This is a genomic window from Facklamia sp. P9177 (assembly GCF_050409585.1).
Taxonomy (GTDB): domain Bacteria; phylum Bacillota; class Bacilli; order Lactobacillales; family Aerococcaceae; genus Facklamia.
Map to the genome: position 1 here is coordinate 1 of NZ_JBNUPE010000006.1, position 23,203 is coordinate 23,203.

24 protein-coding genes are annotated in these 23,203 nt (G+C 38.0%); 20 read left to right on the top strand and 4 right to left on the bottom strand.

Going from position 1 to position 23,203, the window contains the following annotated elements; genetic code table 11:
- The first annotated feature begins 186 nt into the window (after positions 1–186).
- The 11 genes from purE to ACQV18_RS04545 all read left to right on the top strand — a co-directional run bounded on the left by purE (position 187) and on the right by ACQV18_RS04545 (position 11,887).
- Positions 187–672 (top strand): 5-(carboxyamino)imidazole ribonucleotide mutase, encoded by a 486-nt coding sequence (purE, locus tag ACQV18_RS04495; protein WP_428873449.1) that lies wholly within the window; start codon positions 187–189, stop codon positions 670–672.
- On the top strand, positions 665–1,795 hold the full coding sequence (gene purK / locus ACQV18_RS04500; protein ID WP_428892625.1) for a 5-(carboxyamino)imidazole ribonucleotide synthase: 1,131 nt from the start codon (positions 665–667) through the stop codon (positions 1,793–1,795). The genes purE and purK overlap by 8 nt, the downstream gene beginning before the upstream one ends.
- Positions 1,796–1,822: 27 nt before the next feature.
- Positions 1,823–2,071: a phosphoribosylformylglycinamidine synthase subunit PurS gene (gene purS, locus ACQV18_RS04505; protein ID WP_428873447.1), complete on the top strand. Its 249-nt coding sequence runs from the start codon at positions 1,823–1,825 to the stop codon at positions 2,069–2,071.
- Between the two features lies 1 nt (position 2,072).
- Positions 2,073–2,759, top strand: coding sequence for a phosphoribosylformylglycinamidine synthase subunit PurQ (gene purQ / locus ACQV18_RS04510; RefSeq protein ID WP_428892626.1), 687 nt, complete (start codon positions 2,073–2,075; stop codon positions 2,757–2,759).
- A complete protein-coding gene (gene purL, locus ACQV18_RS04515; RefSeq protein ID WP_428892627.1) occupies positions 2,752–4,977 on the top strand; it encodes a phosphoribosylformylglycinamidine synthase subunit PurL in 2,226 nt (741 codons plus the stop codon). Before purQ ends, purL begins: the two co-directional genes overlap by 8 nt.
- Positions 4,956–6,446, top strand: coding sequence for an amidophosphoribosyltransferase (gene purF, locus ACQV18_RS04520; protein WP_428873442.1), 1,491 nt, complete (start codon positions 4,956–4,958; stop codon positions 6,444–6,446). Before purL ends, purF begins: the two co-directional genes overlap by 22 nt.
- Before the next feature lie 18 nt (positions 6,447–6,464).
- On the top strand, positions 6,465–7,505 hold the full coding sequence (purM, locus tag ACQV18_RS04525; protein WP_428873441.1) for a phosphoribosylformylglycinamidine cyclo-ligase: 1,041 nt from the start codon (positions 6,465–6,467) through the stop codon (positions 7,503–7,505).
- A 14-nt stretch (positions 7,506–7,519) separates the two neighbouring features.
- Positions 7,520–8,086: a phosphoribosylglycinamide formyltransferase gene (gene purN, locus ACQV18_RS04530; RefSeq protein ID WP_428892628.1), complete on the top strand. Its 567-nt coding sequence runs from the start codon at positions 7,520–7,522 to the stop codon at positions 8,084–8,086.
- A 1-nt stretch (position 8,087) separates the two neighbouring features.
- Complete coding sequence (gene purH, locus ACQV18_RS04535; RefSeq protein WP_428881765.1) at positions 8,088–9,653, top strand: bifunctional phosphoribosylaminoimidazolecarboxamide formyltransferase/IMP cyclohydrolase; 1,566 nt, start codon at positions 8,088–8,090, stop codon at positions 9,651–9,653.
- Positions 9,654–9,668: 15 nt separating this feature from the next.
- Positions 9,669–10,922 carry a phosphoribosylamine--glycine ligase gene (purD, locus tag ACQV18_RS04540; protein WP_428873437.1) on the top strand — a complete coding sequence of 418 codons (1,254 nt, stop codon included), beginning with the start codon at positions 9,669–9,671 and terminating at the stop codon, positions 10,920–10,922.
- A 71-nt stretch (positions 10,923–10,993) separates the two neighbouring features.
- Positions 10,994–11,887 carry a mechanosensitive ion channel family protein gene (locus ACQV18_RS04545; protein WP_428873436.1) on the top strand — a complete coding sequence of 298 codons (894 nt, stop codon included), beginning with the start codon at positions 10,994–10,996 and terminating at the stop codon, positions 11,885–11,887.
- Between the two features lie 62 nt (positions 11,888–11,949).
- Here the strand turns inward: ACQV18_RS04545 and ACQV18_RS04550 are convergent, their stop codons facing one another.
- Complete coding sequence (locus tag ACQV18_RS04550) at positions 11,950–12,843, bottom strand: fructose bisphosphate aldolase (RefSeq protein WP_428873435.1); 894 nt, start codon at positions 12,841–12,843, stop codon at positions 11,950–11,952.
- A 69-nt stretch (positions 12,844–12,912) separates the two neighbouring features.
- The gene (locus ACQV18_RS04555) at positions 12,913–13,476 is read right to left on the bottom strand and encodes a 5-formyltetrahydrofolate cyclo-ligase (protein ID WP_428881767.1); all 564 of its coding nucleotides are present in this window, start codon (positions 13,474–13,476) and stop codon (positions 12,913–12,915) included.
- Between the two features lie 120 nt (positions 13,477–13,596).
- On the opposite strand from ACQV18_RS04555, the gene ACQV18_RS04560 reads away from it, so the two are divergent.
- The gene (locus ACQV18_RS04560; protein WP_428892629.1) at positions 13,597–14,274 is read left to right on the top strand and encodes a uracil-DNA glycosylase; all 678 of its coding nucleotides are present in this window, start codon (positions 13,597–13,599) and stop codon (positions 14,272–14,274) included.
- Between the two features lie 12 nt (positions 14,275–14,286).
- Here the strand turns inward: ACQV18_RS04560 and ACQV18_RS04565 are convergent, their stop codons facing one another.
- Entirely contained in the window at positions 14,287–14,946 is a 660-nt protein-coding gene (locus tag ACQV18_RS04565; RefSeq protein WP_428873432.1) for a lysostaphin resistance A-like protein, read from the bottom strand.
- Between the two features lie 145 nt (positions 14,947–15,091).
- Here ACQV18_RS04565 and ACQV18_RS04570 point away from each other — a divergent pair, with 145 nt between their 5' ends.
- Genes ACQV18_RS04570 through proC form a run of 4 tightly spaced genes read left to right on the top strand, consistent with a single transcriptional unit; the run spans position 15,092 to position 19,254 of the window.
- Positions 15,092–16,984 carry an ABC-F family ATP-binding cassette domain-containing protein gene (locus ACQV18_RS04570; RefSeq protein ID WP_428875213.1) on the top strand — a complete coding sequence of 631 codons (1,893 nt, stop codon included), beginning with the start codon at positions 15,092–15,094 and terminating at the stop codon, positions 16,982–16,984.
- A gap of 11 nt (positions 16,985–16,995) precedes the next feature.
- Complete coding sequence (locus tag ACQV18_RS04575) at positions 16,996–17,934, top strand: thymidylate synthase (RefSeq protein ID WP_428892630.1); 939 nt, start codon at positions 16,996–16,998, stop codon at positions 17,932–17,934.
- A gap of 18 nt (positions 17,935–17,952) precedes the next feature.
- On the top strand, positions 17,953–18,441 hold the full coding sequence (locus ACQV18_RS04580) for a dihydrofolate reductase (RefSeq protein ID WP_428875211.1): 489 nt from the start codon (positions 17,953–17,955) through the stop codon (positions 18,439–18,441).
- Positions 18,442–19,254 (top strand): pyrroline-5-carboxylate reductase, encoded by an 813-nt coding sequence (gene proC, locus ACQV18_RS04585; protein ID WP_428873425.1) that lies wholly within the window; start codon positions 18,442–18,444, stop codon positions 19,252–19,254. It begins immediately after the preceding gene.
- A 57-nt stretch (positions 19,255–19,311) separates the two neighbouring features.
- On the opposite strand, the gene trhA is transcribed toward proC, so the two are convergent.
- Positions 19,312–19,983 (bottom strand): PAQR family membrane homeostasis protein TrhA, encoded by a 672-nt coding sequence (gene trhA / locus ACQV18_RS04590; RefSeq protein WP_428892631.1) that lies wholly within the window; start codon positions 19,981–19,983, stop codon positions 19,312–19,314.
- Positions 19,984–20,170: 187 nt separating this feature from the next.
- Between trhA and ACQV18_RS04595 the strand changes: the two genes are divergently transcribed.
- From ACQV18_RS04595 to lepB, 4 genes are read left to right on the top strand one after another with little or no spacing between them, the layout of a single operon-like run.
- On the top strand, positions 20,171–20,389 hold the full coding sequence (locus ACQV18_RS04595) for a YozE family protein (RefSeq protein ID WP_428873423.1): 219 nt from the start codon (positions 20,171–20,173) through the stop codon (positions 20,387–20,389).
- Positions 20,390–20,401: 12 nt separating this feature from the next.
- Positions 20,402–21,115 (top strand): purine-nucleoside phosphorylase, encoded by a 714-nt coding sequence (deoD, locus tag ACQV18_RS04600; RefSeq protein ID WP_428873422.1) that lies wholly within the window; start codon positions 20,402–20,404, stop codon positions 21,113–21,115.
- A 23-nt stretch (positions 21,116–21,138) separates the two neighbouring features.
- Positions 21,139–22,620 (top strand): S41 family peptidase, encoded by a 1,482-nt coding sequence (locus ACQV18_RS04605; RefSeq protein ID WP_428892632.1) that lies wholly within the window; start codon positions 21,139–21,141, stop codon positions 22,618–22,620.
- Position 22,621: 1 nt separating this feature from the next.
- On the top strand, positions 22,622–23,194 hold the full coding sequence (lepB, locus tag ACQV18_RS04610) for a signal peptidase I (protein ID WP_428892633.1): 573 nt from the start codon (positions 22,622–22,624) through the stop codon (positions 23,192–23,194).
- Positions 23,195–23,203 lie beyond the last annotated feature (9 nt).

Here is a 23,203-nt window from a genome sequence, read left to right on the forward strand (position 1 = left end):
TATACCATTCAATTAACCGTTTAAATACAAACTCCAACTTTTGAGGTTCACATCATTAAAATACTTAAGCATGGTTTTTAATTCTGCTTCAAACACGAACATTAAGATAATTAAGCCTTTGTTTGTTTGAATCGAGGTTTATTAAGCACTTTTAATGTGCTACTATGCTTTTGAGGAGGCGATGAAATGGTATCGGTTGGAGTCATTATGGGGTCAAAATCAGACTGGCCTACAATGAAAATAGCCACAGAAGTGCTAACTGAATTTGGAATCGAATTTGAAAAGAAAGTTGTGTCAGCGCATCGTATGCCTGATGAAATGTTTGCTTATGCTAAAGATGCTCACAAGCGAGGTCTACAAGTTATTATAGCAGGTGCAGGGGGAGCTGCTCATCTACCGGGAATGGTTGCAAGTCAAACTACCTTGCCGGTTATCGGTGTGCCTATTAAGAGCTCTACTTTAAATGGATTGGACTCATTACTATCCATTGTTCAAATGCCAGGTGGTGTTCCGGTAGCAACAACAGCTATTGGTAAGGCAGGGGCAAAAAATGCGGGCCTATTAGCTATCCGAATTTTAAGTCTACAAGATGCTTCTTTAGTGCAGAAATTAGAGCAATATCACCGACAGATGCGTCAAATGTCCATAGAAAGTGGGCAAGAACTTGAATAATTACATTAAACCTGGTTCTACTATCGGCATTATCGGCGGCGGCCAACTGGGCAAAATGTTGTCCCAATCTGCAAAGCGGATGGGATATCGCGTAGGAATTTTTGATCCAGGACAAAATTGTTCAGCCTCTCAAGTTGCAGACTTTCATTGTCAAGCAGCTTTCGATGATCAAAAAAGTCTAGCTGAATTCGCCCATCAAGTCGATGTATTAACTTTTGAATTTGAGAATATTTCTTTGGAGTCGCTTAATAGAATTGTAGAAGAGGGAGCATATCTTCCTCAAGGTTCTTCAATTTTAAGACTTACTCAAGATCGTTTAACAGAAAAAGAGTTTTTAAGAACTAGTGGTGTACCCGTTGCAGATTATTATCCAGTTAGTAGTTATGAAGAACTTAAGCAAGGTCTTGAGCAATTAGATTACCCAGCCGTCTTGAAGACAAGACGCTTTGGTTATGATGGTAAAGGACAAATCATGTTAAAGAGCGAAGACGATATAGAAGAAGCCAAACAGCTTATTGACTCAGCTCCTTGTATATTAGAAGCTTTTGTTCCTTTCGATATGGAGTTATCCCATATGGTCGTAAGGAATAAACAAGGTCAAACGCGTATTTTTCCTTTGTCTGAAAATATTCACTATAATCATATTCTTCATCAGTCGATTGTACCCGCTCGTGTTTGTGAAGCAGTGGCCAATCAAGCCTTTAAGCTGGCAAAAATGATTGCCCATAAACTGAACTTAATTGGAATTGTTTGTATTGAAATGTTTCTAGCCGACGATAAAATTCTAGTGAATGAATTGGCACCTCGACCACATAATTCAGGTCACTATACCATTGAAGCATGTCAGTATTCACAATTTGATTTACATATTCGCTCAATTTGCGGTATGACACTTCCACAAAATAAACTATTATCTCCTGTTGTAATGACAAATATTTTAGGACAAGATCAAGAGATGGTGATTGACCAATGGCCAAATCATCCCGATTGGCACCTCCATCTATATAGTAAGGGGGAAGCGCGTCAAGATCGTAAGATGGGACACATCACTCAGCTTGCTCAAAATCCTGAGAGTATTTTAAAAACATTAAAAAAGATTGACAATTGGTCTTATAAATCATAAAAATCTAAAATTTAAGGAGTTGTTCTTATGTATAAAGTAGAGGTATTCGTAACTTATAAGGAATCAATTTTAGACCCTCAAGGTGAAGCAATTAAAGGTTCTGTTCATCGTATGGGAGTTAACCAGGTTAAAGAAATTCGTCAAGGAAAATACTTTGAATTAAAAATTGAAAAAGGACAAGAAAAAATTGAGACTTTAGTTGAGGAAATCTGTGATAAAATTTTAGCTAATCCGGTAATGGAATCTTATCGTTACACAATTACGGAGGTGGAATAGGATGAAGTTTGCAGTCATTCAATTCCCAGGCTCTAACTGTGATTTAGATGCCTTTCATGCTATCAAAGATGTCATGGGGCAAGAAGTAGAATATGTTAGTCATAAGGCTGATTCCTTAGAAGGTTTTGATGCAGTCCTAGTACCTGGCGGGTTCTCATTTGGTGATTATCTACGCTGTGGTGCGATTGCTTCTCATTCTAACGTGATGCAAGCTGTTAAAGCGTTTGCTAATGAAGGCAAATTAGTCATTGGTATCTGTAATGGGTTTCAAATATTAACAGAAGCAGGACTTCTGCCAGGTGCTTTGATTCGTAACACTTCTTTAAAATTTGTGTCAAAAAAACAGCCTCTAGAGGTTGTAAATGCAGGTTCTGCCTTTACAAATGTCTATGAAGAAGGACAGATTATTACCGTTCCAATCGCTCATGGTGAGGGGAATTATGTCGTTTCAGAAGATGAACTTAAATTATTAGAAGAAAACAACCAAATTCTTTTCCGTTATGCAGGAGAAAACCCGAATGGCTCGATTGCAAATATTGCTGGGATTTCTAATAAAGAAGGCAATGTGATGGCCATGATGCCACACCCAGAACGGGCAGTTGAAGAAATAATTAATGGTACAGATGGTATTGGAGTCTTTCAATCAATGATTAATCACTATCAAACAAAGGCGGTGCAACATGGCTAAATTAAAGGAACTTTCTCCTCAAGAAGTAGAAACAAGTAAAATTTATCGTGATTGGGGATTAAAGGATGAAGAATACTTACATATCAAAGAAGATATTTTAGGACGTCAACCAAATTTTACTGAAACAGGCCTTTATGCTGTGATGTGGTCTGAACACTGTTCTTATAAAAACTCTAAGCAAGTACTTAAGAAGTTTCCAATAGATGGTCCACAAGTTCTTCAAGGACCCGGTGAAGGAGCAGGTATTGTCGATATTGGTGACCAACAAGCTGTTGTTTTTAAGGCTGAGAGTCATAATCACCCGTCTGCTATTGAACCTTATGAAGGAGCAGCAACTGGTGTCGGCGGTATCTTAAGAGATATCTTCTCTATGGGAGCTCGTCCCATCGCATCATTGAACTCCTTACGATTTGGGGAGTTAGATAATGACCGTATGCGCTATTTATTCGAAGAAGTAGTCGCCGGAATTGCTGGATATGGAAATTCAATCGGGATTCCAACAGTAGGCGGTGAAATTGCTTTTGATGATTGTTATAAGGGAAACCCTTTAGTAAATGCGATGTCTGTAGGTCTAATTGACCATGCAGATATGCAAGTAGGTCAAGCCCAAGGAATTGGAAACTCTATTGTTTACGTAGGAGCAAAGACAGGGCGTGATGGTATTCATGGAGCAACTTTTGCTTCAGTAGAATTTGACGATGAAGTGGAATCTGAACGCTCAGCTATTCAAGTAGGAGACCCATTTATGGAAAAACTCCTGATGGAAGCCTGTTTAGAAGTTATCTACAACCATAAAGAAGCTTTAGTGGGTATTCAAGATATGGGTGCGGCTGGTTTAGTTTCTTCGTCTTCAGAAATGGCTGAAAAAGCTGGCACAGGTGTAACTTTAAACCTTGACCTAGTTCCTCAAAGAGAAACGGGCATGATTCCTTATGAAATGATGCTTTCTGAATCGCAAGAACGGATGCTTTTATGTGTCAAGCGTGGTATGGAAGAAGAAATTATCAATGTCTTTAAAGAATATGATCTAGACGCTGTAGTGATTGGTGAAGTTACTGGGGATGGTCAATACCGCTTGATGCATCAAGGTAAAGAAGTAGCTAACTTACCAGTTAATTCGCTAGGAGATGGACCGGTGTATAACAATCAAGGTCAAGTACCAGAGCGTATTCGTGAATGGGCAGATAAGGGACAATTCCAACCACAAATTGATAATGCGACCCAAACATTAAAAGATATCTTACAACAGCCAACAGTCGCTTCTAAAAAAGTAGCTTACGATACTTTCGACTCGCAAGTTCGAACCTCTACTTTAGTCTGGCCAGGCTCAGACGCAGCAGTGGTTAGAATTCGTGGCACTAAAAAAGCGATTGCTATGACTGCTGATTATAATTCACGTTACATCTATCTCAATCCGGAAATTGGTAGCCAAATGGCTGTAGCAGAAGCAGCTAGAAATATCGTAGCTTCAGGTGGAAAACCTTTAGCAATTACTGACTGTTTAAACTTTGGAAGCCCAGAAAAGCCAGAAGTCTTTTATGAATTAGATAAATCAGCTGATGGTATTGCAGCAGCCTGCCGTCAATTAGATACACCAGTTATTTCTGGTAACGTATCACTTTATAATGAGACAAATGGTCAAGCAATCTATCCTTCTCCAATGATTGGTATGGTTGGATTAATAAAAGATATCGAAAAAGTAACTACTCAATTCTTTAAAGCAGCTGGAGATGCTATTTACATGATTGGTCATACGACAGATGCCTTTAATGGATCTGAATTACAAAAAATGATGCTAGGTAAGATCGAAGGTCCTTTATTTGACTATGATTTAGCAGCTGAAAAGGCCAACCAGGAGACTGTTGCCGCGGCTATCCAAAAAGGATATCTTGCTTCTGCGCATGACCTTTCTGAAGGTGGATTAGCTGTTGCTTTAGCGGAGTCAGCATTTAATACGGACTTAGGTCTAGAAGTAAAAGTGGACCTACCAGCTAGTCATTTATTCGCAGAGAACGGTTCACGCTTTATTGTTTCTGTAAGAGCTGATCAAAAAGCAGCGTTTGAAGCTGAATTTAAAGACCATTTCACTTTAATCGGTCAAGTAACCGATAAAGATCGAATTCGAATTCAAGCCAAAGATCAATTTATTGATGCCAAACGCTCAGACTTGCAACAACTATGGGAGGAAGCTATACCATGTCTTTTAAGAGGGAAGTAATCCGAGGGCAAGAAGTCGTCTCTACTGAAATCACCGATGATATATTCGATTTACCCTATGAAGAATGTGGTCTAATAGGTTTATGGAATCAAAAAGATGCCGCATTTGATGCTTACTATGGTCTACATGCCCTTCAACATCGTGGTCAAGAAGGGGCGGGAATTGCTGTCCTTAATGGCGATGAAATGCTAGCTCATCGTGACTTTGGTTTAGTGAATCAAGTTTTTAATCGCCGTCAAAAATTAGAAGAATTACCTGGAGATGCTGCCTTAGGTCATGTACGTTATGCAACTGCCGGTCTTAATGATATTAATAATATCCAACCCCTTGTCTTTCATTTCAATGATGGACCGGTTGCCATGGCTCATAACGGAAACTTAGTCAATGCTCACACTTTAAAAGTGGAACTTGAGAAAAAAGGCTCTATTTTTAATACCACTTCTGATAGTGAAGTAATTATGCATTTGATTCGTCGCTCTCAAAAAGAAAGCTTCATTGAAAAGTTAAAAGAATCTTTAAAGCAAGTGGTAGGAGGTTTTACTTATCTGTTCCTTACTGAAGAAGAATTAATTGGAGTGTGTGATCCCAATGGGTTTAGACCGTTGATTGTAGGAAGAATGCCTAATGGTGGGTATGTAATGGCTTCTGAGTCGTGCGCTTTAGACCAAATTGGTGCTTCTTATCTATTTGATGTGGAACCAGGTCAAGTGGTTTCCATTAATAATGAAGGTATCCAAAAAGAATATTATACAGAAAGCCGTCAACAAGCTATTTGCTCGATGGAGTTTATCTATTTTGCTCGACCGGATTCGAACATACATGGTATCAACGTACATACAGCTCGCAAGAATTCAGGAAAAAAACTAGCCCAAGAACAGCCGGTCGAAGCTGATATTGTAATTGGTGTTCCCAATTCATCACTTTCGGCTGCCTCAGGTTATGCAGAGGAAGCTGGTATTCCTTATGAAATGGGTCTTATTAAGAACCAGTATATTGCACGAACTTTTATCCAACCAACCCAAGAACTAAGAGAGCGGGGTGTAAGGATGAAGCTTTCAGCAGTCCGCAAAGTTGTCGAAGGAAAACGTATTGTGATGGTAGATGATTCCATCGTTCGAGGGACAACGTCTAAAAGAATTGTTGGCTTATTAAAAGCCGCAGGTGCTAAGGAAGTTCATGTACGCATTGCGTCACCCGCACTTAAACATCCTTGTTTTTACGGTATTGATATTTCGAATACGCGCGATTTAATTGCGGCCAACCATACACTAAAAGAAATTGAAAAGATTATCGATGCTGATTCATTAGCCTATCTCAGTGAAGAGGGTTTAGTTTCGGCTATTGACCTTCAATCAGATGCTCCTTATAAAGGATTATGTATGGCATACTTTAATGGAGATTATCCGACAGCTCTACATGATTTTGAAAAAGAATATCTTGCAGAATTAGAACGCATTGTTGAAGATTAATGATTAGGAGGAAATAAGTTGACGAAGGAAAATGCTTATAGTCGTGCAGGAGTAGACGTGCACGCTGGATATGAAGCGGTTAAAAGAATGAAAAAGCATGTCGAAAGAACCATACGTCCTGAAGTGTTAACTCATTTAGGTGGCTTTGGTGGAGCGTTTGATCTTTCAAAATTTTCATATCAAGAACCGGTTTTAGTAAGTGGAACAGACGGGGTCGGTACCAAATTAATGGTCGCTATTCAAGCAGGAAAATACGATACAATTGGTATCGATTGTGTAGCCATGTGCGTCAACGATGTGGTGGCTCAGGGTGCAGAACCTTTATTTTTCCTTGACTACATTGCGGTGGGTAAAAATGATCCGCAAGTAGTCGAGCAAATAGTAGCAGGGGTTGCTGAAGGTTGTGTTCAAGCAGGAGCCGCTTTAGTGGGTGGAGAAACAGCTGAAATGCCTGGTATGTATGATGAGAAAGATTTTGATGTGGCAGGATTTACTGTCGGAATAGCCGAGAAAAAAGAATTGCTTACGGGTAATCAGGTCAAGGCAGGAGATGTTCTAATTGGTTTAGCTTCATCAGGCATTCATTCCAATGGTTTCTCTTTAGTCCGTGACATCTTCTTCAATCAACATGATTATCAATTATCGGAGCCAGTTTTAGAAGGCGCTGACCAAAGCTTAGCTGAAGCTTTATTAGTTCCAACAAAAATCTATGTCAAAACGGTCATGCCATTGGTTAAAGCCGGTTTAATTAACGGAATAGCCCATATTACAGGTGGAGGGTTTGTCGAAAACTTACCACGGATGATGCAAGAGGATTTAGCTTGTGAGATTAATTTAGGCTCTTGGCCAGTGTTACCAATCTTTAATCAAATGCAAGCTTTAGGAAAAATTGAATCCTTAGAAATGTATGAAATTTTTAACATGGGGATTGGTATGGTCCTAGCAGTAGATGTTGAAAAAGTAGTGGAAGTAAAACAAAGATTAGACCAACTTGGAGAAAACGCCTATGAAATTGGTCAAGTGGTTGAGAAAAGAGATAAAGAAGTTATTTTCAACTAGTAAGGAGGGGAAGGATGAAAGTTGCAGTATTTGCATCAGGGTCAGGTTCTAATTTTCAGGCTTTAGTGGAATCATGCCAGGATCGACCTGACATTGAATTTGTCTTATTATTTTCAGACTATCATCAAGCTTATGCATTGGAAAGAGCAAACAAATTGGGCATAACTACTTTAGTGGCCAGTCCAAAAGACTTTAATACTCGAGAAGACTATGAAAATTTTCTATTAATGCAGATGCAGGATTATCAGATTGATTACATTCTATTAGCAGGTTACATGCGTGTCATTGGTCCACCTTTATTAGAAGCTTATCCTGATCGAATACTCAATATTCATCCTTCACTACTTCCTGCTTTTCCTGGTCGGCACGGCATCGCTGATGCCTACCGAGCTGGGGTTAAAGAAACAGGAGTGACTGTTCATTTAGTGGACCAAGGAATCGATACAGGCAGAATTTTAGGTCAGAAGAAAGTTTTGATTGAAGAAGGCGAAAAATTAGTGGATCTTGAGGAAAAAATCCATCAAGTAGAACATCAATTATATCCTCAAGTTGTAAAAGAATTTCTTAAAGGAGTGGAGTAAATTGTCACGTGCATTAATAAGTGTTTCGGATAAAACAGGTCTGCTACCAATGGCGAAAGCCTTAATTGCTCAAGGAGTTGAGATTATCTCAACAGGAGGGACCAAACGTTTTCTTGATGAAGCTGGACTTAAGACAACGGCTGTTGAGGAAGTGACTAATTTTCCTGAAATGATGGATGGCAGAGTGAAGACCTTGCATCCAAAAATTCACGGAGCTTTACTGGCTTTAAGAGATAATAAAGACCATCAACTAGCGGTTAAAAATCACGAAATTGAGTACATCGATTTTGTTATTGTTAATCTTTATCCATTTAAGCAAACAATTAAAAAAGCAGAAGTGACTTTAGCAGAAGCAATTGAACAGATTGATATTGGAGGACCGAGTATGATCCGTTCTGCAGCTAAAAATTATCAATCTGTCACCGTTGTTGTAGATCCAAGAGACTATGCTGTTGTCATTGAAGAATTAGAAAGTCAAGGTCAGACTAAGGCTGTTACTCGTCAACAATTGGCTCAAAAAGTGTTTGCTCACACGGCAGCTTATGATGCTTTGATTGCCAGTTATTTGGCTAATCAAATTGCTGAAGTGGAAGAAGAAGGTCAAATTGCACCAGTTGAATCACTTACCTTAACTTATGATCGGATGTATGATTTAAGATATGGTGAGAATGCTCATCAAAAAGCAGCTGTCTACCAAAAACCAATCACATCTTCTTATGCTATTACTCATGCCAAAGTTTTAAATGGTAAGCCTTTATCTTATAATAATCTACGCGATGCAGATGCCGCTATCAAAATGATCCGCGAATTTCCAGATCAAGCATGTGCAGTGGCAGTTAAACACATGAATCCTTGTGGTATAGCGGTTGCTGAAACAATAGAGATAGCTTTTAATCGATGCCGTCAAGCAGATCCAATTTCTATTTTTGGAGGCATTGTGGTTGTGAATCGGACCTTAACAATTAAATTAGCTGAAACGCTTCATTCCATGTTTCTTGATGTTATTATTGCGCCTTCTTTTGAAGAGGGAGCTTTAGAAATCCTCAAGCAAAAAGTGAATGTGCGTGTACTTCAATTAGACATGGATGACCTTTCAATGGATGCTGAAGAAATAACTTCGATAAGTGGAGGACTTTTAGTTCAAGAAGCTGATAGTTTAGTAGAAGATTCTGAACAATGGCAGCAAATGGGGACAGTTTCAACTTCTAATGAAAAAAGAGCGGCTTTATCTTTTGCCTGGAGAGTGGTTAAGCATGTTAAATCAAATGCCATTGTTGTGGCTGATGGTCAGCAGACTTATGGTGTAGGTGCAGGTCAGACTAACCGTGTAGGAGCTGCTAAAATTGCTTTGGATCATGCTAAAGAATTAGGTGCCGACTTTTCTAAGATGGTATTAGCTTCAGATGCCTTTATACCAATGACAGATACAATTGAGTTAGCCCATCAATATGGTGTTCAGGCAATTGTGCAACCCGGTGGTTCCATTGGTGATAAGGAAGTAATTGCCAAAGCCGATGAATACGGCATTGCTATGTTAGCGACCAAAGTCCGTCATTTCCGTCATTAAGAGAAAGAGGTAATCATGAAATTATTAGTTATTGGTAGTGGAGGACGCGAACATGCGATTGCCTATCATTTGTTAAAAAGTCCCCTAGTCGAATCGGTTTTTTGTGCTCCTGGCAATCCAGGTATGAAAGTAGATGGCATAAATTGTGTAGACATCGCTGAGAATGCTTTTGAAGACTTAATCAATTTTGCCAAACAAGAACAAATTGATTGGACTTTTGTAGGTCCGGAAGGTCCTTTATTTGAAGGAATTGTTGACCATTTTACCCAAGCAGGTCAAATTGCTTTTGGGCCAAGTAAAGCTGCTGCTCAAATCGAAGGTTCTAAATTGTTTGCCAAAAAATTAATGCAAAAATATAAGATTCCAACTGCCCAGTATGCTAGTTTTACTGAGCAAGAGGCTGCACTCGCTTATTTGAATAACCAGTCGACTCCGATTGTAGTTAAAGTCGATGGGCCAGCTGCAGGTAAAGGAGTTACCGTTGCTTTAAGTAAAGAAGAGGCAGAGAATGCGATTAAATTAGCTTTTGAAAAAGATCCAGCAAAGCAAAGAATCGTAATTGAAGAATGTTTGCTTGGACCAGAGTTTTCAATCTTTTCAATGGTTTATAAAGGTAAAGTTTGCCACTCTTTGCCAGCTAGAGATCATAAACGTTTATTAGATGGTAATCTGGGGCCTAATACAGGCGGTATGGGAGCATTTGCCCCCGTTGAAGATATCTCAGAAGAACTATATCAAGAAACCCTTCGAACGATTGTAGAGCCTACTTTAGTGGCTATGGATAAAGAGGGGACTCCTTTTAATGGTGTTTTATACACAGGGCTAATGAACACAGCTGAAGGACCAAAAGTGATTGAGTTTAACGCACGTTTCGGTGATCCAGAAACCCAGGTCGTCTTGCCTTTATTGAAAACAGATTTTGCAGAATTGATCAATGACTTGCTGCATGGTCGTGAGACCCAAGTGGAGTGGAGGGAAGAAAAAGCATGCATGGGAGTTATCTTAGCTGCTGAAGGTTACCCACAAAATCCTACACGTGGGATTGAGTTTTCATTAAATTCTTCTATGGATGAGACTATGAAAATCTACTATGCAGGGATTTCTTCTTACCGGCCACTTGTTTCTAGCGGGGGAAGAATTGCCATGGTTACTTGTTTAGCTGACACAAAGCAATTAGCACAAGACAAAATTTATGAGTATCTATCAAAACAAGCACTCGATCAAATTTATTACCGTAAAGACATAGGGGTCAACTTGCTTAAGCCATAGCATTCCTTTAGAATGAAAATATCGGTTTTCAATCGACTTTCATTTTAAGGATATAAATTAGGAGGTTGGCTATGGACTTTATTTCAGATATCGTCACACAATTCCGAACGGAAATTGATATTATTCAGCTATCACAAGATATTTTGATTAGCTTATTTAAAATCATTTTCTCAGTCATTCTACTTTACACTTTAAAAAAAGTTTTAATTAAAATGATTGAGAGTTACTTTCTGGGTAAAAGGTCTTCACGTATTCGCTTTGCTAAAAAAGCACGCAATCATACAATTAGTCGTTTATTGACTAACTTGGTTCAATATCTTTTTTATTTCTTTTTAGCCTACACGGTCTTAAGTATCATGGGTGTTCCAGTTGGTACTTTAGTAGCTGGGGCTGGAATTGTCAGTTTAGCCATTGGTTTGGGTGCTAAAGATTTAGTCTCAGATGTTGTTAATGGTTTCTTCATTCTCTTGGAACACCAATTTGATGTTGGGGATGCGGTAGATATTAATGGCTACAGTGGAACCGTTTATTCCATTGGTTTAAGAAATACGGTCGTCCGTGATTACAATGGAATTCATCATTTCATTCCCAACGGCAGTATTACTCAAATGTCCAATCTCTCACTCAATAGTATCCGTGTGGATATTGATTTGTTCATTTATCCTGAACAAAATATAGATCAGCTTGAAGCTCGGCTTCAAGAAATTTATTTAAAAGTGCCACAAGATGATCAGTTGATTTTACGTGCTCCAGAATTTTTAGGAGTCTTTCGTGACTCACAAGGACGTTTGATTTATAAAATAAGGATATGGTCCAAGAGTGTTGATGACATGTTAGTCGTTCAAGCTAGATACTATAAAGCTTTTATCCAAGGCTTATCTGAAGCTAAGGTGAAATTAGCCATGGGTAATCAAGAGCGAGTTCAAGTAGCATTAAATGAAGAACAGTTCATGGAAGCAGAATAAATAATAGCCAAATAAAAAGCTGACCTCATTTGAGGTTAGCTTTTTATGTATAAACCTAATATTTAAGCTTTGTTAACTGAAGCATCGTAAATACCATCGATGGCTTCTTTAATAGTTTGATTGAACTCTTCATCACTTTGACTGGCTCTTAAATCTTGTGAAAGAGCACGGGAGAATGAAGCGATGCAGTTAGGTGTTTTCTTCAAGCGGGCATTAGCTTCCTCGGTAGGATATCCACCTGATAAAGCAACGACTCTTACCATATTTGGATGGTTGGCAATTTCTTCATAGGTAGAAGGCTTAGTAGGGATAGTAATTTTAAGCATCACTAATTCATTTTCTTCCAATTTGTTTAAGTGAGCCAGAATCTCTTCAGCTAATTTTGCTTCGATCTTTTCTTTATCTTCTGCATGAATATTTACTTCAGGTTCGATAATTGGAACGAGTCCTGCAGCAATAATTTGTTTAGCAATTTCAAATTGTTGATCAACAACTGCTTTAATTCCGACTTCAGAATATGAATTAATAGTAGAACGCATTTTTGTTCCAAAAATATGACGCTCATTAGCTCTTTCTAACAATTCATCAAGAAGGGTGATAGGTTTCATTAGTTGAACACCATCTGCTTCTTCCATGAGTCCTAAGTCCACTTTAAGGAAAGGAACTACTTTTTTCTCTTCCCAAAGATAGTCAGCTGTTTTTTTGCCTTCAACTTCACGATCGATTGTTTGTTCAAATAAAATAGCGCCTAAGATTTTTTCGTTGCTAAAAGAAGGGGCAGTCATGATACGTCTACGCATTTCATGAACTTTATCAAACATTTCATCTTCATTTGAATATTGGTCCTCGTTTACTCCGTATGCCTTTAAAGCTTTTGGTGTGGATCCACCAGATTGATCAAGCGCAGCGATAAAACCTTTGCCGTTTTTAATTTGTTCAAATTGTTGTGAATTCATTCCATTACTCCTTTACGTTTACTATGCTTATGATAGCTTTAAATCTTAAAATATGCAATCTATTTCATTTTAATCGATAAGGTAAGTGCCTTCTTCAGTCATCACCATATCAACTTGTTTGTCATGGTCTTCTGTAGGAATGTCATCGTATTGTAATTGGGCATAATAAGGTAGAACTAAATAGGCATTTTTAGCTCTAAGTAAGTAACGATCATAGTAGCCTCCGCCATAACCAAGGCGTTCGCCACGGTTATTGCAAGTTACGCATGGCATAATGATAAGGTCGATGTCTTCTGGTTCAAGTCTTTGACTGATTTTTTCTGGCTCTAAGATTCCAAAAGCGGATCTTTCTAGAGGAGAATTTTCTTTATATACTAAGGCTTCCATGACACGACCAGGGAAAACTCGAGGAATACCCACTGTTTTTCCGTCTTTCCATGCTCTTTGAATGATGGGATGAGTGTTCATTTCTTCATCAGTAGAATAATAAACCATCATCTTTTTTGCTTTTTTATATTCATCCAGTTGGAAAAGCTGTTGATAAATTTTTTCTTCGGCAAAGCGACGATATTCACTTGAAAGCTGGGCTCTTTTTGCAAAAATTTCTTTTCTTAATTCTGTCTTACTCTTCATTTTGAACCTCCTAATAAAATACTTATTATAATTATACCATTAGTTTATAAAAGATAAATCAACTGCTTTTTACTTGTATACTTTTAAATTACAATGATAATAAAAGAAAGAGGTGTTTTTATGTATCAATTAGCTGATTTAAAAGAAATCGCAGCCGATTGGACAGCTTGTTTAGACAAGCAAGAACAATGGCTTGTCCTGAATCAATTAAACAATTATTTAAACCAGGAAGAGGCTGTCATATATCCACCAGCAGTAGAAGTTTTTAAAGCTTTAGAGCTGTGTCCATATTTTGATACTAAGGTAGTTATTATTGGACAAGATCCTTACCATGGTCCTAATCAAGCCAACGGCTTGGCTTTTTCAGTGAATGAGGGCCAGTCAGTGCCTCCTTCTTTGAAAAATATTTTTAAAGAATTATCAGATGATCTCAAAGTCCCTATCCGAAAAGAAACAGACCTGTCAGACTGGGCGAGACAAGGAGTGCTGTTATTAAATCGCGTGTTAACCGTCAGAGCAGGTGAAGCGAACTCTCACCAAGGAATCGGATGGGAATTCGTCACCAACCAAATCATTCAATGCCTTAATCATCATCCAAACTCTCTTATATTTATTCTCTGGGGTAAAAAAGCACAATCACTTGAAAAGTTGATAGATCGTTCCAAGCATCGAGTGATCAAGTCCAGTCACCCGAGCCCCCTAGCAGCCTATCGTGGCTTTTTTGGATCCAAGCCTTTTTCGAAAACCAATTCCTTTTTAATTGAAAAAGGCTATCAGCCTATCAAGTGGGCACCTTAGCTAAAACTATAACTAGGTGAAAAAAGTAAGCGTAATCCAAGCAATCAAATTATTGATAAAATGAAAACTCATGGATGCCGCTACATTGGCTTGATACTTCCAATAAAAATAAGTGAGACCTAAAGTCAACGGAAGATAGATGACAGCATCTGCTAAAGTAGCCATGTGCGCTCCTGTAAATAGTAAAATCGATAAGATTGTCATTGACCATTTGAACGATTTGCCTTTGTGGACTGAGGGACCGATGATGGCTTGACGAAAGATTAGTTCTTCCACAAAAGGAGCAAAAATAACTAACATAAAGAAAGTAAAATAACTAGGAACGTTCCCAATTAAATCTTGGATGGCTTGTTGATTAGCCCCCATACCCTCCAAGTCTATATAAGGCTCAATTAGACTAAGTAGGATAATACGAACAATGCCAATAATTAAGAAGCAAAGGATAGTTTTACCTAAAAGACTCTTCCAACTAGTTTGCTGGAGTAATCGCTGCCATTGATCCATTGTATATTTTCCATACAAGTACCAAGCAACAAAGCAAATAATTAGCATACTGACTAGTAAAACCCATGGTATCGACTCTTCTGCCACACCTAAGGCAAGAGCAATAGCGGGGGTGATAAGATAGAAAAGGATATAAGTAAAAAGTAATTTCCAAGCTCTATTTTTCATAATAACCTCCTAAAATTTTGATAATATTATTATATCTTATCCTACTAAAAAGACTAGTCTATCTAATGCTGAATGATTTTGATATTTTTCAAGATAAGTTGCTTGTATGCTATAATAAGTTGATTGTAAAAAAGGGGTAGAGACTATGAAAGAACTAAGTATACAAAATCTATCAAAATCATATGGTGTGAAGCAATTGATCGACCAAGTCGATTTTTCAATCCGAACAGGTGATCGAGTGGGGCTTATTGGACCGAATGGAACTGGAAAATCTTCTTTTTTAAGAGTAATTGCAGGAATCGATAGTTATGATAATGGTCAAATTAAAGCCCCTAATCAATACGAAATTGCCTATCTGGAGCAAAACCCTCGTTTAGATCCAGATAAAACCATCCTAGAAACGGTTTATGATTCAAAAGCAGCGGATATTCAATTGTTATTAACTTATGAAAAATGTCGCATGGAGTTAGAGGCTGACCCAACCAATCATTTCTTACAAGATCAATTCACCAAATTATCAGATGAAATGACCTTGAAATCTGCTTGGGAAGTTGAGATATCGGCTAAGTCTATTCTGACCCAATTAAAAATCTATAATCTAAATAAAAGGGTTGGAGAATGTTCAGGGGGCCAGCAAAAACGGATTGGGATCGCTCAAGTCTTAATTGCTGAACCGGATCTTTTAATTTTAGATGAGCCGACCAATCATTTAGACGTAGAGTCAATCCAATGGTTGGAAAAATATTTAGCTTCTTACAAAGGTGCTTTATTACTAGTCACTCATGATCGCTACTTCTTAGAACGCTCGGTCAATAAAATTATTGAATTACAATATGGACGCATTACTGAGTTTGAAGGCAATTATCAGACTTATTTAACTAAAAAGGCTGAATTGATCGAAATGCAAGCTAAACAAGCCCAAAAACAAGATCGGCTCTACTTACAAGAACTCGCCTGGATGCGTCAAGGCGCTCAGGCCAGATCAACCAAACAACAAGCTAGAATTGATCGCTTTAACCAATTGAAGGATTCGATCGGCCTAAGAGACCAATCTCAAGATGCTATTGATTTTAATTTTTCACAACAGCGGATGGGTAATCAAATTATTGAATTAGAAGACCTTACAGTCGAAATTGCTGATAAGATTATCATTAACGGTCTAACTAAGACATTTGTTAAGGGCGATCGTTTGGGAGTTGTGGGTCCTAACGGAGTGGGGAAATCAACTTTCTTAAATTGCTTGGCAGGCTTGCATCCACTTAAAAAGGGTATATGTCGGTTAGGACAAACAGTCAATATCGCTTATTATCGTCAATTAGATGAAGATTTGCCACAAGCTATGCGTATCTTAAGCTATTTAACCCAAGTAGCGGATCAGTTCAAACGTCCAGACGGTTCAAGAGTTTCGGCTGCGCAAATGTTAGAGCGTTTCAATTTTCCCAAAGAGAGTCATGGTTCACTGATACAGTCACTTTCTGGTGGAGAAAAAAGAAGACTTTACTTATTAACCCTCTTAATCCAAGAACCCAATGTTCTTTTATTGGATGAGCCAACCAATGACTTAGATATTGAGACTTTAAATACTTTAGAAGACTATATAGAATCTTTTGAAGGCGTAGTGATTATTGTTTCTCATGATCGTTATTTTTTAGATAAGACAGTCGATCAATTACTGGTCTTAAAAGGAGAAGGGAAGTTTGACTTATACTGGGGAAGCTTTTCAGAATACTTAGAAACTAAGGATAATCATATTGAGAATGAAGCAAAACCAAGTAAGCAAGCCAACAAAGAAAACGCTCAAAAGTCTCAATTAAATAAAAAAAAGCGAATGACCTATCATGAAAAACAAGAATGGCAAGGTCTTGAAGAACGGATAGTCGAGTTAGAAAGCCAAATAGAGCAAAAGCAAAAACTGATGGAAGAACATTCAGAAGATGCTGGTAAGCTAATGGATCTTCATACTGAAATTGAGTTTCTAGAAGCTAACTTACTAGAACTTTATGAACGCTATGACTATTTAAGTGATTTGGACCAATAGGAGGTAGACGGATGAAACAATATCAAGAACTGATCAGTCATATTCTAGACCATGGTGACAAAAAGTCCGATCGCACAGGAACTGGTACGCTATCAACTTTCGGTTATCAAATGCGATTTGATCTCAGTAAAGACTTTCCTCTTTTGACTACTAAACGGGTGCCTTTTGGTCTAGTTAAATCGGAATTAATGTGGTTTTTAAAGGGGGATACCAATATTAAATATTTATTAATCCATAACAATCATATTTGGGATGAATGGGCCTTTGAAAACTATACGCAATCAGCTGACTACAAAGGAGTGGACATGACTGATTTTGGTCGACGTATCCTAGAAGATAAAGAATTTGCAGAAAACTACCAGATGGAGATGTCTAGTTTTCAAGCTAATATTATAGCTAGCAATCAGTTTGCGGCTAAGCATGGTGACTTAGGTCCTATCTATGGCAAACAATGGCGATCTTGGGAGGCGAATGGTGAAACCATCGATCAAATTCAGCAGGTCATTGAATCTCTTAAAGATAATCCAGATTCTAGAAGGCATATCGTAACGGCATGGAACCCTGCAGCTATTGATAAAGCGGTCTTACCACCCTGTCATTGCTTCTTTCAATTCTATGTTAGTAAAGGCCGTTTATCCTGTCAGCTTTATCAACGCTCAGCAGATGTGTTCTTAGGCGTTCCTTTTAATATTGCTTCTTATGCTTTATTAACCCATTTAATCGCCAAAGAAATTCATTTACAGCCGGGTGAATTTGTTCATGTTTTAGGGGATGCCCATTTGTATTTAACCCATTTAAAGGCAGCACGGACTCTTTTAGAGCGTTCTCCACGTTCGCTTCCCCAGCTTAACATTTCAGATTTTCAATCCATCGATCAATTGAATTTGAATCAGATTCAGATTGAAAACTACCATCCACATCCAACAATTAAAGCAGCTATCTCAGTTTAGTAAATAGGAGGAGAAATGATGATTACATATGTTTATGCCCAAGATTTAAAAGGCGCAATTGGTTATCAAAAGGACTTACCATGGCATTTACCTAACGACCTCAATTTTTTTAAAGAAGTTACCATGGGACATACTATGTTGATGGGGAGAACGACTTTTGAATCAATGGACCGTAGAGTTTTACCAGGTCGCAAGACGGTTGTATTAACCAGTCAAGAAGATTATGGTCAAGATATTGCACAGCTGAACTTGGTACATAGTGTAGAAGATGTCTTAGAGCTAGCAAAAGATCAAGAATTAATGGTTATTGGAGGAGCAGGTGTTTTCAAAACTTTGATGGACCACGTCGATAAGATTGTGCGTACCGTCATCGAAGGAGAGTTTCCTGCAGATACCTATATGGCGGATATTGATCAAGAAAAGTTCCGTTTGGATAAGCTGGTTGAAGTTCCTGCAGATGCAGATAATGAATACCCTCATCGTTTTGAGTGGTGGGTGAGAAAATAAATGACTGATTTTACCACTTTTAAAGCAATTGGCTGCATTGGTTGTGGCAATATGGGATCAGCGATTATAAAGTCTCTTTCGACTAACTTTTCCAATTTAGCCTTTTACTTATATGATAAAGACAATTATAAAAGTCAAAGCTTGGCTAAGGACTGTGGTGAGAGTGTTGAAGCAGTAAATAGTCTTGAAAAACTTTTAGCTTCTGCTCAAATCTTTTTTATCGGAGTCAAACCGAAAGACTTAAATATCTTGTTGGACTCCCTTAATTCTATTGAATTACTTGATTCTAAATTATGGATATCGATGGTAGTGGGTAGGTCATTAAGTAGTATTCAAAAGCTACTTCCTCAAGGGCATCATCTTATCCGCATAATGCCTAATACCCCTGTTGCCATCGGACAGGGTTATGTTTCTTATTGTTACCAGAAAGAAAATTTCAATGACCAAGTAATTAATGAATTTAAGAACTTATTACAACCCTTGGGACATCTTCAGTTGATCGAAGAAAGCTTATTTGATGTTGCTTCTGCTATTGCAGGATCAGGTCCTGCCTTTATCTACCAGTTGATTGAAGCTATCAGTGATGCCGGCGTTTATTATGGCTTGAACCGTCAGCAAGCCATCGATATGGCGGCTAAAACAGTGGCTGGTGCCGGTCAGATGGTCCTGGAAAGTCATCAACATCCTGCTCAATTAAAAGACGCTGTGACCAGTCCTAAGGGTACGACCATTGCCGGTGTTAGAAGTTTAGAAGCGAATGGATTTCGATCGGCTATATTTGAAGCTGTTTCAGCAACCGTAGAGAGAACATAAGAATAAATCCATCTCCTATTCTTTTTAGAATGAGAGATGGATTTTATTGATTGAAGTTTATAGGTATTGAAAAATTGAGTAAAACATTAAACCTGCTCCTAAAATAACAAAGAGGTGCCAAATAACGTGCATCCAGCGATTAGATTTCATAGAATAAAATATCGTACCGAGAGAATAGGCGATCCCACCTAGAGCCAGATAAATTATTCCCCAAAGGTCTATTGATTTAAAGAGGGGATAAATAATTAATAGGCACAGCCATCCTAATGCTAAATAAAGATAGGTCGATAACTTTGGAAAACAGTCGATAGCAAAGACTTCAAATACAATCCCTGCTATTGCCAACATCCAGATGAGAGCAAGAAAGAGATAAGCCAAGTGATTATTAAGAGCTATCATGAGATAGGGAGTATAAGTTCCGGCAATTAATAAATAGATCGCTGAATGGTCCAGTTTTTGTAAAACACGTCGATATTTACTGTGGGAAAAAGAATGGTAGAGGGTTGAATTAGTAAAAAGGGCCACCAAAGAAAAGCCATAAACGATATAGGCAATCATATCGATGCTGGATCTTTGAGCTAATCCTTTTTTAATGAGTATATAAGTCCCAAACAAAGATAAAGCAGCAGCGATTCCATGAGTGATAGCATTCCAAGTTTCGACTTGTTTGAATGAATGACTACTTCTAGATGGTGTCATTGTCGGATTGGACGAAGATGAATTAAACATTTAATCGGCTCCTTCTTTTATACTAATTCAATTATACTTAAGTTAGGGTTTAGATGAAAGAAAAGTCGGTTTATGGAATAATTGATTTATTTATTAGGATTACAAATGCTATAATAAAAATAATTCCACGAAACCCAGAGTATTTAACTTTATCAAAGAATGATCTTTAAAGAATAGGAGGTCTAGGATGGGACCTAGTTTTTATGAATTTATAATGCGATATGCTGATGAAGCTGCCAATGATCCCATGAGTCGCTTAGCCAATGCAGTCAGTAACGACATTGCTTTTCCCAAGCAAAGTCATGATTTTCAAGAAATATCTGATTATTTAGAAAAAAATAGTCACTATTCAAGACTATTAAGTATTTTTGATGATGCCTGGCACCAATATCAATATGCAATTTAAAGGAGAGATTTGATGAGTACACATATTCAAGCCCACTATGGGCAAATAGCCCCGATAGTTCTGTTTCCCGGTGATCCCTTAAGAGCAAAATATATTGCTGACCAATTTTTAGAAAATGTTATTCAATATAACGAAGTGCGCAATATGTTTGGCTACACAGGAGATTACCACGGTATAAAAGTATCGGTTCAAGGATCTGGAATGGGGATGCCATCAGCTATGATCTATGCAGAGGAACTTTACCGTGACTATGATGTGCAAACAATTATTCGGGTAGGATCTGCCGGTGGTATGCAAGAAAATGTTAAAGTTAGAGACATAGTCTTAGCCCAAGGAGCTACAACCGATTCTTCAGCTTTGAGTAATATTTTTAAAGGACAAGTTTCCTATGCTGCACTTGCTGATTTTCAAAGTCTTGATCACGCTTATCATTTGGCACAAACAAAAGTAGGAGACCGGGTTCATGTAGGGAATGTACTTTCTAGCGATCGTTTTTATAATGATGAGTTAGATAAAGAAAAATTAGCTCAATATGGTGTTCTAGCAGTTGAAATGGAAGCAGCCGGACTTTATGCCGTGGCAGCAAAATATCAGCGCAGAGCTTTAGCTATTTGTACGATTTCTGACCATCTATTAACTGGTGAAGAGACAACCGCTCAAGAGCGTGAACAAACCTTTACAGACATGATGGAAATAGCTTTAGAAACAGCTTTAAAATTGGATTAAACAATAGAAAGAAGGGAGATGAAATGATTTTTAAATGCAAATTTATCAAGAAGCAAAAAAACAACCTTCTTCAGTGGACTCAAGATAAATGGCTTTGCCTTTTTTTAATCTTTTCGCTTTTTGCTTTGGTTATGAATTATAAAGCGCTTCCGATTTCAGCTATGGGAAAGCTATTTGGCAGTCCTTCAGTTGAAAAAGAAGATCAATTAACCAAAGAAGATTTAGCGATTATCCAAGAAGTTTATAATTCTTTACAAATCAATTATATTGAGGAATTAGATAAAGAAAAGCTTTTAGAAGGAGCTCTAAAAGGCATGGTGGATGCGGTGGATGATCCCTATTCTGAATTTTTAAACCCTACTGAAATAACGCCTTTTGATGATTCTCTGGAAGGATCCTTCACCGGTATAGGGGTTCAATTTATGTTAAAAGATAGTTTGCCTACGGTTATAGCTCCGATTGACGGAACTCCCGCTGCAAAAGCAGGTATCAAAGCCAATGATATTATTCTAAAAGCCGATGATGTGGATCTTCAGGGATTAGACACCAGTGAAATCGTGCAAAAGATTCGTGGACCCTTGGGGTCTGAGATCACTTTAACGATCAAGAGAGGTCAATCAACCTTTGAAGTAACTATGATTCGAGAAGAAATTCCTCTTACTACGGTCGACTATGAACAAGATGATGAATATGACCAAGTGGGAGTCGTTAAAGTGAGCCAATTTGCTTCATCAACTTATGAAGAAATGGTATCGGCCGTTAAAGACTTACGGTCAAAAGGTGTCGATCGCTTTATTTTTGATTTCCGCTATAATCCTGGAGGAATGTTGGAAACAGCTTTACAAGTTAGTAATATGTTCTTAGATGATGATCAAGTCATTATGCAAACAGATGATCGTCTGAGTGAGCCGTTTGAGTATGTGGCTTCTGACGAGCGCTATGGTGATTTTCAAATTACAGAGCCTTATGTATTATTAATCGATGAAGGCTCGGCTTCAGCTAGTGAAATATTAGCTGCTGCCATTAAAGAAAATACGGATGCCCCTGTGATCGGGGTGACTTCTTTCGGAAAAGGGACGGTTCAAAGAATGATTTCAGAATCCTCATATGGGGAATTAAAATTAACCGTAGCAAAATGGCTTACACCTAGTGGGGGGTGGATTCATGAGAAAGGAATCGAACCTGATCAAGTGGTAAAAGCACCAGAAGTCGCTAATACGATTGTGTTAAATCAAGAAGAAGATTTAAAAATAGGCGATGCTTCCGAATACGTTCAATCAGCTAGTTTAATGTTACAAGCATTGGGTTATCAAGAGGAAAAAACGGCTTATTTTAGTCCTGAAATGGAAGAAGCTGTAAGGAACTTTCAAAAGGACTTTAAGCTAGAAGTAAACGGTGTTATTGACTCAGCAACCAGTGACAAATTGGTTGAAGAAACGCGAGCTTATTTAGAAGCAGAAGACCCACAATATCAAGCAGCTATCGAGGCCTTATTAGGAGAATAAGATGGGGAAATTTTTTAAAACAATTCTAATAGAGTTCGTAAATATCATTTTTGTGATTCTTGCTGCTTTGTTTCTCTTTTTAGCTGTACGTAACTATCTTGCACAGCCCTTTCAAGTTGAAGGTAAATCAATGAATCCCACTCTTTATCAAGCAGACCATTTGATAATGTGGAAACAATTTGATTTAGACCGTTTTGACATTGTTGTCTTTCCTGATCCTATGGGTTCTGGCAGAACCTATGTGAAGCGTTTAATTGGCCTTCCAGGAGATTCGATTGTAGTAAGAGAAGATCAGTTATTCATCAATGATCAGTTGATTGAAGAACCTTATTTGGAGCCGGCCAAATCTAATATGGAGACAAATTATACTGAAGACTTCACTCTGTGGGAAATAACAGGTGATCCGCTTATTCCAGAAGGTAAAGTTTTTGTGATGGGTGATAACCGACCTGGTTCGGGAGACAGTCGCCAATTTGGTTATGTCGATATTGATGAAATTGAAGGAGAAGCTAACTTTATTTATTATCCTCTTGATCGAATAGGAAAAGTAGGGAAACTGCAAGCTATAGAATAAAGAGTCTAT

Excerpts from the sequence above, each read along its gene's own strand:
- purQ (WP_428892626.1), top strand. The coding sequence starts at position 2,073 with ATGAAGTTTGCAGTCATTCAATTCCCAGGCTCTAACTGTGATTTAGAT.
- purN (WP_428892628.1), top strand. The coding sequence starts at position 7,520 with ATGAAAGTTGCAGTATTTGCATCAGGGTCAGGTTCTAATTTTCAGGCT.
- purF (WP_428873442.1), top strand. The coding sequence starts at position 4,956 with ATGTCTTTTAAGAGGGAAGTAATCCGAGGGCAAGAAGTCGTCTCTACT.
- purD (WP_428873437.1), top strand. The coding sequence starts at position 9,669 with ATGAAATTATTAGTTATTGGTAGTGGAGGACGCGAACATGCGATTGCC.
- deoD (WP_428873422.1), top strand. The coding sequence starts at position 20,402 with ATGAGTACACATATTCAAGCCCACTATGGGCAAATAGCCCCGATAGTT.
- trhA (WP_428892631.1), bottom strand. The coding sequence starts at position 19,983 with ATGTTTAATTCATCTTCGTCCAATCCGACAATGACACCATCTAGAAGT.
- proC (WP_428873425.1), top strand. The coding sequence starts at position 18,442 with ATGACTGATTTTACCACTTTTAAAGCAATTGGCTGCATTGGTTGTGGC.
- ACQV18_RS04565 (WP_428873432.1), bottom strand. The coding sequence starts at position 14,946 with ATGAAAAATAGAGCTTGGAAATTACTTTTTACTTATATCCTTTTCTAT.
- purE (WP_428873449.1), top strand. The coding sequence starts at position 187 with ATGGTATCGGTTGGAGTCATTATGGGGTCAAAATCAGACTGGCCTACA.
- ACQV18_RS04605 (WP_428892632.1), top strand. The coding sequence starts at position 21,139 with ATGATTTTTAAATGCAAATTTATCAAGAAGCAAAAAAACAACCTTCTT.
- ACQV18_RS04560 (WP_428892629.1), top strand. The coding sequence starts at position 13,597 with ATGTATCAATTAGCTGATTTAAAAGAAATCGCAGCCGATTGGACAGCT.
- ACQV18_RS04555 (WP_428881767.1), bottom strand. The coding sequence starts at position 13,476 with ATGAAGAGTAAGACAGAATTAAGAAAAGAAATTTTTGCAAAAAGAGCC.
- ACQV18_RS04580 (WP_428875211.1), top strand. The coding sequence starts at position 17,953 with ATGATTACATATGTTTATGCCCAAGATTTAAAAGGCGCAATTGGTTAT.
- purS (WP_428873447.1), top strand. The coding sequence starts at position 1,823 with ATGTATAAAGTAGAGGTATTCGTAACTTATAAGGAATCAATTTTAGAC.
- ACQV18_RS04550 (WP_428873435.1), bottom strand. The coding sequence starts at position 12,843 with ATGAATTCACAACAATTTGAACAAATTAAAAACGGCAAAGGTTTTATC.
- ACQV18_RS04545 (WP_428873436.1), top strand. The coding sequence starts at position 10,994 with ATGGACTTTATTTCAGATATCGTCACACAATTCCGAACGGAAATTGAT.
- ACQV18_RS04575 (WP_428892630.1), top strand. The coding sequence starts at position 16,996 with ATGAAACAATATCAAGAACTGATCAGTCATATTCTAGACCATGGTGAC.
- ACQV18_RS04570 (WP_428875213.1), top strand. The coding sequence starts at position 15,092 with ATGAAAGAACTAAGTATACAAAATCTATCAAAATCATATGGTGTGAAG.
- ACQV18_RS04595 (WP_428873423.1), top strand. The coding sequence starts at position 20,171 with ATGGGACCTAGTTTTTATGAATTTATAATGCGATATGCTGATGAAGCT.
- purL (WP_428892627.1), top strand. The coding sequence starts at position 2,752 with ATGGCTAAATTAAAGGAACTTTCTCCTCAAGAAGTAGAAACAAGTAAA.
- lepB (WP_428892633.1), top strand. The coding sequence starts at position 22,622 with ATGGGGAAATTTTTTAAAACAATTCTAATAGAGTTCGTAAATATCATT.